This is a genomic window from Xanthomonas sp. JL1 (assembly GCF_038405005.1).
Map to the genome: position 1 here is coordinate 14,948 of NZ_JBBYGR010000052.1, position 12,166 is coordinate 27,113.

Annotated in this window: 10 protein-coding genes and 2 pseudogenes; 3 read left to right on the forward strand and 9 right to left on the reverse strand. The window is 65.0% G+C overall.

All coding sequences use genetic code 11. The features are described 5' to 3' along the window. Nucleotides 1-81: 81 nt before the first annotated feature. The 9 genes and pseudogenes from murG to mraZ all read right to left on the reverse strand — a co-directional run. Nucleotides 82-1,200, reverse strand: a pseudogene (gene murG, locus WJW29_RS12125) (undecaprenyldiphospho-muramoylpentapeptide beta-N-acetylglucosaminyltransferase); the annotation flags it as partial. Beyond that, a complete protein-coding gene (ftsW, locus tag WJW29_RS12130; RefSeq protein WP_011409377.1) occupies nucleotides 1,197-2,570 on the reverse strand; it encodes a putative lipid II flippase FtsW in 1,374 nt (457 codons plus the stop codon). The gene ftsW and the pseudogene murG, both read right to left, overlap by 4 nt. Next, entirely contained in the window at nucleotides 2,570-3,655 is a 1,086-nt protein-coding gene (gene mraY / locus WJW29_RS12135; RefSeq protein WP_011260232.1) for a phospho-N-acetylmuramoyl-pentapeptide-transferase, read from the reverse strand. The genes ftsW and mraY overlap by 1 nt, the downstream gene beginning before the upstream one ends. After that, nucleotides 3,645-5,156 carry a UDP-N-acetylmuramoyl-tripeptide--D-alanyl-D-alanine ligase gene (gene murF, locus WJW29_RS12140; RefSeq protein ID WP_011260233.1) on the reverse strand — a complete coding sequence of 504 codons (1,512 nt, stop codon included), beginning with the start codon at nucleotides 5,154-5,156 and terminating at the stop codon, nucleotides 3,645-3,647. The genes mraY and murF overlap by 11 nt, the downstream gene beginning before the upstream one ends. Next, nucleotides 5,153-6,628, reverse strand: a complete 1,476-nt coding sequence (locus tag WJW29_RS12145; protein ID WP_080494019.1) for a UDP-N-acetylmuramoyl-L-alanyl-D-glutamate--2,6-diaminopimelate ligase — start codon at nucleotides 6,626-6,628, stop codon at nucleotides 5,153-5,155. The genes murF and WJW29_RS12145 overlap by 4 nt, the downstream gene beginning before the upstream one ends. Nucleotides 6,629-6,636: 8 nt before the next feature. Continuing rightward, nucleotides 6,637-8,505 (reverse strand): penicillin-binding protein 2, encoded by a 1,869-nt coding sequence (locus WJW29_RS12150; RefSeq protein ID WP_011409379.1) that lies wholly within the window; start codon nucleotides 8,503-8,505, stop codon nucleotides 6,637-6,639. 139 nt (nucleotides 8,506-8,644) lie between these two features. Then, on the reverse strand, nucleotides 8,645-8,908 hold the full coding sequence (gene ftsL, locus WJW29_RS12155; RefSeq protein WP_011260236.1) for a cell division protein FtsL: 264 nt from the start codon (nucleotides 8,906-8,908) through the stop codon (nucleotides 8,645-8,647). Beyond that, on the reverse strand, nucleotides 8,905-9,948 hold the full coding sequence (gene rsmH, locus WJW29_RS12160) for a 16S rRNA (cytosine(1402)-N(4))-methyltransferase RsmH (protein WP_113084370.1): 1,044 nt from the start codon (nucleotides 9,946-9,948) through the stop codon (nucleotides 8,905-8,907). Before rsmH ends, ftsL begins: the two co-directional genes overlap by 4 nt. A gap of 14 nt (nucleotides 9,949-9,962) precedes the next feature. Then, nucleotides 9,963-10,418, reverse strand: a complete 456-nt coding sequence (gene mraZ / locus WJW29_RS12165) for a division/cell wall cluster transcriptional repressor MraZ (protein ID WP_011260238.1) — start codon at nucleotides 10,416-10,418, stop codon at nucleotides 9,963-9,965. Nucleotides 10,419-10,732: 314 nt separating this feature from the next. Between mraZ and WJW29_RS12170 the strand changes: the two genes are divergently transcribed. The 3 genes and pseudogenes from WJW29_RS12170 to WJW29_RS12180 all read left to right on the forward strand — a co-directional run bounded on the left by WJW29_RS12170 (nucleotide 10,733) and on the right by WJW29_RS12180 (nucleotide 12,116). Beyond that, the gene (locus WJW29_RS12170; protein ID WP_011260239.1) at nucleotides 10,733-11,500 is read left to right on the forward strand and encodes an NRDE family protein; all 768 of its coding nucleotides are present in this window, start codon (nucleotides 10,733-10,735) and stop codon (nucleotides 11,498-11,500) included. A 48-nt stretch (nucleotides 11,501-11,548) separates the two neighbouring features. After that, a pseudogene (locus WJW29_RS12175) lies at nucleotides 11,549-11,797 on the forward strand (type II toxin-antitoxin system CcdA family antitoxin); the annotation flags it as partial. A 1-nt stretch (nucleotide 11,798) separates the two neighbouring features. Then, nucleotides 11,799-12,116 carry a CcdB family protein gene (locus WJW29_RS12180; RefSeq protein ID WP_024710422.1) on the forward strand — a complete coding sequence of 106 codons (318 nt, stop codon included), beginning with the start codon at nucleotides 11,799-11,801 and terminating at the stop codon, nucleotides 12,114-12,116. Nucleotides 12,117-12,166: the final 50 nt, after the last annotated feature.

Sequence of the window (12,166 nt, forward strand, 5' to 3'; positions counted from 1 at the left end):
GTTCTGCATGCTGTCCTGCTTGTGCTGTTGCTCTTTACCAATCCCGAATCCCGCTCGCTCTTCGACAGCCGGAGGCTGGCGATCCCCAGTCCCGGCCTCCTGAAGAATGATGTCGGCGATGCGCTCGGCGGCGTCCGGCTTGGCCAGGGTGCGTGCGGCGTTGGCCATCGACAGGCGACGGGCCGGGTCGGTGAGCAACGTCTGCAACACCTGCTGCAAGCGCACTGCCAGGCTGTCGTCCTGCTTGAGCAGCACGGCGGCGTCGGCCCCAACCAGATATTCGGCATTGCGGGTTTGATGGTCGTCCACGGCGGCGGCAAACGGCACCAGCACGCTGCCGACACCGGCGGCGCACAGCTCTGCAAGCGTGGAAGCCCCGGCACGGCACACCACCAGATCGGCCCACGCATAGGCCGCAGCCATGTCGGCGATAAAGGGTTCGACGCTGGCGTTGACGCTGGCCTGTGCATACGCCACCTCGGCTTCGGCGCGCAGCTTTTCGCCGCACTGATGGCGAACCTCGACATCCGGATGACCGAGTGCGGCCAGCGCTGTCGGCACCGCCTGATTCAACACGCGCGCGCCCTGGCTTCCGCCCAGCACCAAGACGCATACCGGGCCGGTGCGACCGACCAAACGGTCAGCCGGCGCAGGCAGTGCAGCGATTTCTGCACGCACTGGGTTGCCTACCGCTTCTTCGCCAGCAAAGCTGCCCGGAAAGCCGGTCAGCACGCGGCGCGCGAAACGCGACAACACCTTGTTTGTCATGCCAGGTGCGCGATTCTGTTCGTGCACCAGCAACGGCGCACCGAGCAAGCGCGCAGCCAGCCCGCCCGGACCGGCAGCAAAGCCGCCAAAACTGATCACCGCACGCGGCTGGCGCTTGCGCAGCACAAAGCCTGCGGCGCGCACTGCGCGCATTACCCGCAGCGGCGCGCCGAGCAACTTCACCATGCCTTTGCCGCGCAGGCCGGTGATGGCCAGCGTATCGATGGGAATGTCGTGCTGCGGCACCAGGCGGGTTTCCATCGCGCCATCGGCACCCAGCCAGGTCACCGGCACGCCGCGCGCGCGCAGCACCTTGGCCACGGCCAGTCCCGGGAAAATATGCCCACCGGTGCCGCCGGCCAGAATCATCACCGGCTGAATACGCGCAGATGGATGTGCGGGCGTTTGCGAGAGATGCGCATAAACGCTCACGCAATCCTCCCAAACGTCGGTTCCACACGCGGTTGCATGCGGCTGGTGCCGCGCAGGATGGCCGATGCCGGTGCTACATGGGCGGCAACCGGGGCGGCGGCAGGTGCGGGCGCAGCGGCAGTGTCGCGTTGCGGCTTGCGCGCAGGCGCGTAGGCCGGCGGTACCGCATCGACCACCGGCTCGGCTGGCTCACCTGGCGAGATGGCCGCGCCCTGCGGAGACAACTTGCTGCGCAGGCGCTCGGCGCGATCGGCCTCGTAGGACACCCGCAGCAGCACACCCATCGCAAGACAGGTCATCAGCACCGATGAACCGCCTGACGAAATCAGCGGCAGGGTCAGCCCCTTGGTCGGCAGGATGCCCAGGTTGACGCCGATCGACACGAAGCTCTGCATTGCGATCCACAGGCCGATGCCGAAGGCGATGTAGCCGGAGAAATGCCGCTTCATTTCCACGCAGCGCATGCCCAGCCAGAAGGCGCGACCGACCAGCAGCGCGTACAACCCGATCACGCCGCACACACCCACAAAGCCCAGTTCCTCGGCGATCACCGAAAAGATGAAGTCGGTGTGCGATTCGGGCAGATAGTTGAGCTTCTGTACCGAGGCGCCCAGGCCTACGCCGGTCCACTGACCGCGACCGATGGCCATCAGGGCGTTGGACAGTTGGTAGCCCGAGCCCAACTGATCCACCCACGGGTCCATGAAGGAGGTCACGCGCCGCATGCGGTACGGCTCGAAGATCACCAATGCCACCAATGCCGGCAGCAACAGCAGGATCGGCAGGATGATGCGCCCGATCGGCGCACCGCCCAGCACAAGCATGCAGGCGGTCACGCTCAGCAGCAGCATCGAGGAGCCGAAGTCCGGCTGCAGCAGCAACAGGCCGACCAAGAGGCCGACCACGAACACCGGTTTGAGCATCGCCTGCCAGGTCGCGTTGACCTCGTCGCGGAAACGCACCAGATAGCTCGCAAGCCAGATGATGTAGAACACTTTCACCGATTCGACCACCTGAAACCGCGACACGCCCAGGTTGATCCAGCGCTTGGCGCCATTGACGGTGCTGCCCAGGCCAGGCACGAACACCACGACGAGCAGCACAAAGCAGGCCAGCAACAGCATCTGGTTATGCTGTTCGATGGTCTTGAGCTCGGTGCGCATTGCCCAGAACGCCAGCGCGATGCCGCCCCCCAGGAACAGCAAGTGGCGGGTCAGGTAGTAGAACGGGCTGGCTTCCAGCTCGATCGAGCTGGACGCCACCATCACCACGCCCAGCGAGGCGAGCGTGACCGCGGCCCCGAGCAGCCACGGATCGTAGCGGCCGCCGATGGCGTCCAGTCGTGTGGCCTGGCGGGACATGTCGTTCATCAGCGCACCTTCAACGTGGCAAGGCCGATCAGCACCAGCACCACCGAAATGATCCAGAAACGCACGATCACGCGCGGCTCCGGCCAACCCTTGAGTTCGAAATGGTGGTGGATCGGCGCCATGCGGAACACGCGCTTGCCGGTCAGCTTGAAGCTGGCCACCTGGATGATCACCGACAGCGTTTCGATCACGAACACGCCGCCCATGATCACCAGCACCATTTCCTGACGCACGATCACCGCGATGGTGCCGAGCACCGCGCCCAGCGACAGCGCGCCGATGTCGCCCATGAACACCATTGCAGGGTAGGTGTTGAACCAGAGAAAGCCCAACCCTGCCCCGGCGATCGCCGAGCAGATGATGATCAGCTCGCCAGCGCCGGGAATCAGCGGGATTTTCAGGTATTCGGCAAACACCACGTTGCCCGACGCATACGCGAACACCCCCAGCGCGCAGGCCACCAGCACGGTCGGCATGATGGCCAAACCATCCAGGCCGTCGGTGAGGTTCACTGCATTGGAGAAACCCACGATCCAGAAGTAGGCGATCACCACGAAGCTCACGCCGACCAGCGGCAGCGCGATGGACTTGAACATCGGGATGTAAAACGTGATCGCCGCCGGGACGTCGGCGGTGTAGTACAGGAACAAGCCGGCCGCCAGGCCGAAGATCGACTGCAGCAGATACTTCCAGCGCGATTTCAACCCATTCGGGTCGCGACGCACGATCTTGATCCAGTCGTCGTACCAGCCGATCGCACCGAAGCAGATCATCACCGCCAGCACCAACCACACATAGCGATTACGCAGGTCGCCCCACAGCAGCACCGACAAGGTGACGGTGAGCAGGATCAGCGAGCCGCCCATGGTCGGCGTGCCGGCCTTGGAAAAATGCGTCTGCGGGCCGTCCTGGCGGATCGGCTGGCCGCCCTTGAACTGGGCGAGCTTGCGGATCACCGCAGGGCCCATCCACAACGACAGGAACAGCGCGGTCAACGCAGCCAAAATGCCGCGGAAGGTCAAATAGTTGAACAGCCCGAACAGGCTCTCCAGTTGCTGCAGCCAACGGGCCAGCTCAAGCAGCATGGGATGCGCCCTCCGCCGATGCGAGCAGCGCGGTGACGACGCGGTCCATCGCGCTGCCGCGCGAACCCTTCACCAGGATCGTGATGGAGGCGGCACCTGAAAGAGCGGCCGTGGACGGCGATTTCTGTTGGTGAATCACTGCATGTTCCTGCGTATTTCCCGATGCGTGTTGCTGTGTGCTTGTTTCCCGGCTGGCGGTATCGACCAGATCTGCCTGCAAGGCGTCGATCAACTCGCCGTGTGTGGCGAACACGCGGCCGCCGTCGCCAAATGCCTGCGCCGCGGCGGCGCTGAGCTCGCCCAGCGCGTACAGCCGCTGCAGCTTGGCCGCGCGTGCGCGACGTCCGGCAGCGGCATGCAATGCGAGGCCTTCGGCGCCGAGTTCGCGCATGTCGCCGAGCACCAGCCAGCCTTCGCCGGGTGCGGCGGCCAACGCATCGATGGCCGCATCCAGCGAGCCAGGGTTGGCGTTGTAGCTGTCGTCGATCAGCACCGCGCCACTCGGTAAGGTCTGCGCGATTTGCCGACCGGCCACCGGATGCGCCTGCGCCAGACCGGCCGCGATCACCGGCAAGGCGATGCCGGCACCAAGTGCCAGACCGGTTGCCGCCAAGGCGTTGAGCACGTTGTGGCGGCCCGGCAACGGCAGTGCAACCTGCGCTTCGCCCTGCGGGGTCACCAAGGTGAACTGCGCAGCGCCAGCCTGCAGTTGCAGCTCACGCGCCGTGATATCGGCACCGATCTGCAAGCCGTAGCGCACGATGCAACGTCCCTGCGCCGGCTGCGCCTGCAACTGCTGCTCGAACCACATGCCAAAAGCGTCATCGGCATTGATCACGGCCACGCCATCGGCGGGCAGCGCGGCGTAGATGGCGCCCTTGGTCTGTGCAACGCCGAGCAAGCTGCCCAGGCGTTCCAGATGGGCGGGCGCGATGTTGTTGACCAGCGCGACATGCGGCTGCGCGATATCGGTCAGATAGGCAATATCGCCCGGCTTGCCTGCACCCATTTCGTAGATCGCAAAGTCCGCATCGTCAGGCGCGGCAATCACGGCCAGCGGCAAACCGATCTCGTTGTTGCGGTTGCCCGGCGTGGCGTACACGGTCGTGCCCTCCACGCGCCCGGCTTCCTGCAGGATCGACAGCAGCAGCGCCTTGACGCTGGTCTTGCCGTTGGAACCGGTCAACGCGAGCACGCGCGTGACGCGGTCGCGCTGCATACTGGCAGCAATCCGCGCCAGTGCCAGCTCGGTATCTTTCACCACCACCTGCGGTACGCTCAGCGCCGGCAGCAGGCGCTCCACCAGCAATCCGCTGGCCCCACGCGCGACGGCGTCGGCGGCAAAGTCATGTCCATCGAAACGCTCGCCGCGCAGCGCGCTATACAGGCTGCCATTGGCGAGCGTGCGGGTGTCGTTGCCGACCGCATCGATCATGGCGTCGTCGCCATGCAGTTCGCCGCCGGCCCAATGCGCAATCAATGACAGTGGGGTGAGCTTCATGGGCGCACTCCCAACACGGTGCGCGGCAGCAGCGCCTGCGCCGCCACGATGGCGTCGTCGAAGGCATGCCGCACGCCGGCAACTTCTTGGTATGGCTCGTGTCCCTTGCCGGCGATCAACACGATGTCGGACGCGCTGGCCATGGCGATGGCCTGATGGATCGCTGCGGCGCGGTCGCGCTGTACGATGGCGGCATCCGGGCGCGCGAAGCCGCGCAGGATATCGGCCACAATCGCATCGCCATCTTCGCCACGCGGGTTGTCGTCGGTGACGATTGCCACATCGGCGTTGAGTTCTGCAATCGCCGCCATCTGCGGGCGTTTGCCGGTGTCACGTTCACCACCGCAGCCGAACACGCAGATCAGCCGGTCCTGCGCATGCGAACGCAGGCTGCTCAATGCCTGTTCCAGCGCATCCGGGGTGTGTGCGTAATCGACCACCACCAATGGTGCGCCATGTGCGCCACCGAGACGGTTCATGCGGCCATGGATCGGCTGCAACTGACCGAGCACGGTGGCGATCTGCGCGGGTGCGATGTCCAGCGCCCACAACGCGCCGGCCACGGCCAGCAGGTTGTCCACGTTGAAGCGGCCCAGCAACGGCGAATGCACCGGATGCACTTCGCCCTGGATATTCAGGGCGAAGTTGATGCCGTTGTGGTCCAGCTGCAATGCCTGCGCGCTCACGCTGGCATCGGCATGTGCGCGCGAGCTCACGCCGATCGCGCGCAGCACGGGATCGCGCGAAGCGAACAGCGTGCGGCCGAAGCCATCGTCCAGATTCACCACGGCGGCTTTCAAGCCAGGGCGGGTGAACAGCTTGGCCTTCGCGGCGCCGTATTGCGCCATCTCGCCGTGGTAATCGAGATGATCGCGGGTGAGATTGGTGAACACCGCGACGTCGAAATGCACCGCATCCACGCGGCCCTGATCGAGCGCGTGCGAGCTGACCTCCATCGCCACCGCCTGCGCGCCCTCATCGCGCAACTGCGCCAGCAACGCATGCGTGGGCAGCACCAGCGGCGTGGTGAAACCGGTCGACACGGCCGCACCATACAGACCGACGCCAAGGGTGCCGAGCGTGCCGGTGGGCGTACCGAGCAGCGTCAGCGCCTGCGCCAGCAACTGTACGGTGGAGGTCTTGCCATTGGTGCCAGTGACGCCGACCATGCGCATTGCATGCGACGGCCGGCCATGAAATTGATCGGCCATCACGCCAAGGCGCGCGCGCAAACCGGGCACGGCAATCGCATCGACGGGGACCGGCAGACCGTCCGGAGCCGGCGGCTCGAACAACACCGCTGTTGCGCCATTGGCGCGCGCTTGTTCGACAAAGCCCAGGCCATGCGCACCGAAGCCGGCGATCGCCACGAACGCATCGCCCGGAGCAACGGTACGGCTATCCATCACCAGACCGGAGACCTGCACGTCGTGCGGCAGCGCCACGTCCGGCAGCAACTGCGAAAGCGCCATGGAACGGCTCACTGGCGGCTCTCCTGCAACGGCGCGGGCTGCGCTGGCGCGGCGGCCGGCGCAGGCGCCAGTGCGGTCGGGATGCCGGCAGACACTTCGTCCACCGGGTCCGGCACCAGCGCCGGATCCAGATCGGCCGACTGCGGCTTGACCATGGGCTGGCCGGTCTTGCCGGCAGCCTGTGCGGCCAGCCATGACTGGATGTCGTCCGGCGGCACGTCCATCAAGCGCAGCGCGCCTTCCATCACCTTGTGGAACACCGGCGCCGACACCAGGCCGCCGTAGTACACCTTGCCCTGCGGATCGTTGATCACGATGACGGTGGCAAAGCGCGGGCGCGTGGCAGGTACCAGACCCGCGAACAGCGCGTTGTAATGCCCGCGCTCGTAGCCGCTGGCGCCGTTCTTGCGCGCGGTACCGGTCTTGCCGGCGACGTGATAGCCCAGGATCGCCGCGCCCTTGGCGCCGCCTTGGGTGACCACGGTTTCCATCATGTCGATGACCTGCCGCGCCACTTCCGGCGTGATCACCTGACGGGTTTCGTTGTGCTGGCCGCGCACGAAGGTGGGCGGGGTGAGCTTGCCGCCGTTGCCCAGCGTGGCGTACGCCTGCGCAATCTGCAGCGGCGTCACCGACAGGCCGTAGCCATACGACATCGTGGTCTTGGACGGGCCGCTCCAGCGTGCCGGCTGCAACACCACACCGGCCGATTCACCAGGAAATCCGCTATGCGGCGCACTGCCGTAACCGAAGTTGCGGATCGACTGATAGAAGGTCTGGTCCGGCACCTTGGCGGCGATCTTGGCCGCACCGATGTTCGAGCTGCGGGTGATCACGCCAGTGACATTGAGCACGCCGTTATTGTGTGGCACATCGCGAATGGTGAAGCGCCCCACCGACATGTAGCCGGGGTTGGTATCGATGACGGTGTCCTTGGTCACCACGCCGGCAGTCAGCGCGGTGGCCACGGTCAGCGGCTTCATCGTCGAACCCGGCTCGACCAGATCGGTGACCGCGCGGTTGCGGCGCGCCGACGGGTTGATGCCGGTGACCGAATTCGGGTTGTAGGTGGGCAGGTTGACCATCGCCAGCACTTCGCCAGTGGCCACGTCCATCACCACCATCGAACCGCCTGCTGCGTTGTTTTCGACCAGGGCGTTACGCAGTTCCTTGTAGGCCAGGAACTGGATGCGGCGGTCGATGCTCAGCGTCAGGTCCTTGCCCGGTTGCGCCGGACGCACCAGGTCCACGCTTTCCACGATGGCGCCTCGCGCATCGCGCACCACCTTCTTGGAACCGGGCTTGCCGCGCAGCCATTCGTCGAAGGCCAATTCAAGGCCCTCCTGCCCGCGGTCGTCGATGTTGGTGAAGCCCAGCACGTGGGCCATCGCTTCGCCTTGCGGATAGAAGCGACGGAACTCGCGCTGCGAGAACACGCCGGGAATTTTCAGATCGACAATCGCATGCGCCTTGTCCGGATTGATGCGGCGCTGCAGGTACATGAATTCCTTGCCGGCCTTCTGTGCCAGCTTGGCGTTCAATTCGTCCAGCGGCTGTCCGAGCGCCTTGGCCAGCTCGGGAATGCGGTCCGGGTTGCGCAGCAATTCCTGCGGATTAACCCAGATCGATTCCACCGGCGTGGACACCGCCAGCGGCTCGCCGTTGCGGTCGGTGATCATGCCGCGCGAGGTGGCGATAGGCAGTTCGCGCAAGTAACGCGCTTCGCCCTGACGCTGATAGAAATCGCGGTTGACCAGCTGCACGAACGCGGCGCGCCCGATCAACGTCACCGAGCACAAGCCCAAGGCGATGCCGACCAGGGTCAGGCGACCACGGAGATTGAAATTGCTGCGAGTGCGGTTACGGCCGGTTTTCATGGCGCCCATCCCTGTGCGCCACCCGGCGGGCAGCTTCGCTGTGCAAAACGGCTGTCCTGCCGTTTTGTCGTTGGCGCACATTCGTGTGCGCCACCCTGCGTGCTGCTTTGCTGTGCAAAACAGATGCTCTTCTGCTTTGTCATGGGCGTATCACCACGATGTCGTTGGTCTCCGGGAACTTCATCCCGATACGCGCACGCGCGACCTGATCGACCCGATTGCTTTCCGCCCACGTGGCCTGCTCCAGCTGCAGCCGGCCGAATTCGATATTCAACTCGTCGCGCGTGTGTTCGAGCTTGGACAACTGCACGAACAGCTTGCGATGCATGTGGCGCATGTACACGACACCGATCGCCGACGCGATGCTGCAGGCAAGCAGCACGAGGAGCAGCAGGCGGCTCATCGGGCGTCTCCTTGAGACGCCGGGATTGGGGATTGGGGATTGGGGATTCGCCCAGAGCGCCTCTCCAATCCCGAATCCCCAATCCCCAATTCCAACTTTTCAGCCACCCGCAGCACCGCGCTGCGGGCGCGTGGGTTGACGTTCAATTCGGCGTCGTCGGCCTTGATCGCGCCGCTCACCAATTGCAGCGTCGGCACGAACGGCTGCGCTTCGGGCAGGCGGCGATTGCTCGGCGGGGCCTTGGCGTAGCGGGCCATGAATTGTTTGACGATGCGATCTTCCAGCGAATGGAAGCTGATCACCGCCAGCCGGCCGCCGGGCTTGAGCGCGGCAAGCGCTGCATCCAGGCCGGTTTCCAGATCGTCGAGTTCGCGATTGATGTAGATGCGGATCGCCTGAAAGCTGCGTGTGGCCGGGTGGGTCTTGCTGTCGCCGCGCGGCATCACCGAGGCGATCAGATCGGCCAGTTGGGCGGTGCGCAGCAGCGGCTGTTCGGCGCGGCGCGCCACGATGGCGCGCGCGATGCGGCGGCTCTGGCGTTCTTCGCCATAGGTCCACAGCACATCGGCGATCTCGCGATCGGTCGCCTGCGCCAGCCACTGCGCCGCGCTCTGGCCGCTGTCCGGGTCCATGCGCATGTCCAGCGGGCCGTCCTTGCCGAAGCTGAAACCGCGCCCGGCCACCTCCAGCTGCGGCGAAGACACGCCCAGATCCAGCAGGATGCCGTCGACAGTGGCAGCGGCAACCACCTGACCGAGCCCGGCGAAACTACCGCGATGGATGGACACGCGCGCATCGCCACCGAACGTCTGTTCGGCCACTGCGATCGCTTCAGGGTCCTTGTCCATCACCAGCAGTCGACCTCCCGGGCCAAGGTGTTCCAGCACGCCGCGTGCGTGTCCGCCACGTCCGAACGTGCCATCGAGATAGGTTCCGTTTTCGGTCACTTGCAGGCCATCCAGAACCTGCGTGTAGAGCACCGGCACATGGGCCGCCGGCGGCTGCGACACCGGGTGACCGGGCTGCGCTTCACCGCGCATCCGGGCACCCCGGCTCACAACCTGAGATCGAGCAATTCATCGCCCAGATCCCCGTCAGACAATGTCTGCTGGATCAGTGCGCGATGTGCCTGCTCGCTCCAGAGTTCGAATTTGTCGCCCATACCCAGCAGCACGGCTTTTTTCTCGATGCCAACCGCATTGCGATGGCTGGCCGGGATGCTCAGACGGCCATTGGCGTCCAGCTCGAGCACGGCCGAAGAACCCACCAGTTTTTGCTGCAGCGTGCGGATCACGCGCTGGGTATTGGGCTTGGACATCACATCGTCGCGCACCCGTTCCCACTCCTTTTCCGCGTACAGCCACAGGCATCCGGCTTCGAACGGGTTGTAGGTGAGTACCAGGCGGTTGCCGCTGACACGCGTAACGAGGTCGCGGTATGCGGTTGGCACCGCCATACGCCCCTTGTCGTCCACCGTGATGGCAGTCTCGCCCTGAAACACCGAATGCAACCTCGAATACCCGCTGGGGGATCATTGAACCACGAAAAACCACAAAACACCTGGTTTTCCCTCCGTTGCCCACCTTAGCAGCGCATCAAAGGTTGTCAACAACTTTGAGGTCCATAAATCGCTAGTCGCATCAATGAGTTGCAGCACTCTTTAGAGACTTGTTCAAAGGTTATCCACAAGTTGCTGTTTCGTCTCAGATTTTGAGATTGAACGGAAATTCAGGGGCGTGAAGACCATGTAAACCCGACCCCAGTCTCACTTCACGCTGCGCCAGCGGCAGACCGCAACTGCGCAAACCGGCGACAATCGACGCCATGTGCCTGGTCGCTCTTGCCTGGAAAACCCATCCGCGCTGGTGCCTGCTGCTAGCCGGCAACCGCGATGAATTCCACGAACGCCCCACCGCGGCGCTGGCGCAGTGGGCGGCACCGGCAGAGAACGTGCTTGCGGGCCGCGACCTGCGCTCTGGCGGCAGCTGGGTGGGCCTGGGTCAGGACGGCCGCGCTGCGGTGGTCACCAACGTTCGCGCCCCGCTTGCCACCGCCTCGGGGCGCTCGCGCGGGAATCTGATTGCCGACTATCTGTCCGGCAGCCTGGGCGCTACCGCGTACGCCGACGCACTGGCCGGCGCCGCCCACGCGTTCCCACCCTTCAACTTCTTACTGTGCGACGCCGACCGCTGCGAGCACCTGAGCAATCACCCTTCGCTGGCGCGGCCACTGGCGGCGGGCATCCATGGCATGTCTAACGGACCGCTGGACGCGCTGTGGCCCAAAACCGCCGCACTGACCGAGGTGCTGCGCCACTGGTGCGCCCACGGCAATGAAGACCTTCAGCCACTGTGGGCTGCGTTGGGCAACCCGGCCATCGCCCCCGATGCTGCGCTACCGCAGACCGGCGTGGACCTGCCCATCGAACGCCTGCTCTCGGCCGCCTTCATCACCGGACCCAGCTACGGCACCCGCGCCAGCACCATCGTGGCGGTGGACGATCGAGGGCAGGGCTTTATCCATGAACGCCGTTTCGGCCCAAACGGGCTCTTCCAGGGCGAGACCCGGTTGGAGATCCCGGGAGCGCGTTGACACTCCAGGATCATGCGCATCGCATGCGCATAAGCCGGGCGCCAGCGCATGAACCGCTACTACGATGTTTCTGCGCAGAAGAAGCCGCTGAATCTGAACATCAACGCCGACCTGGCGGCGCAAGCCCGCACGCTGACCGGCAATCTCTCGGCAAAGGTCGAAGCGCTGCTGGCCGAGTACGTCACCAAGGAACGCGACAGCCACAGCGCAAGAGCGCTTGCGCTGCAACGCGCCGCGAGCGAATGGAAGGCCTTCACTGAGGCGCACGGCTCCTTCGCCGACGAGTTCTCCACACTTATTGACCGACCAGTTCGATGTCTACGCCAATGTCGGCCAGAACAAGAACATCCCGTACGTGGTCGTCGTTCAGTCGAAAATTTTCGACGCCGCACCACGCCGCGTCGTCATCCCCCTGGTCCGAAAGTCCACGCAGTCCCCGACCCCATCCCGCGTCACCCCGGAACTCACCGTGGCCGGCCACAGCGTCATCCTGCAACCGCTGGAAACGACTTCGGTGCCGCTGGCCGTGCTCAACAAACCTGCCGGCACATTGAAAGACCAGGGCCAACTCATCATCGACGCCCTGGAGGAGCTATTCACCCGCTCGTTCGGCTAGCGCCAAACGCAGTTGCAGGCATTTCGAATTGCGTGCCCCCATCCGCCCTT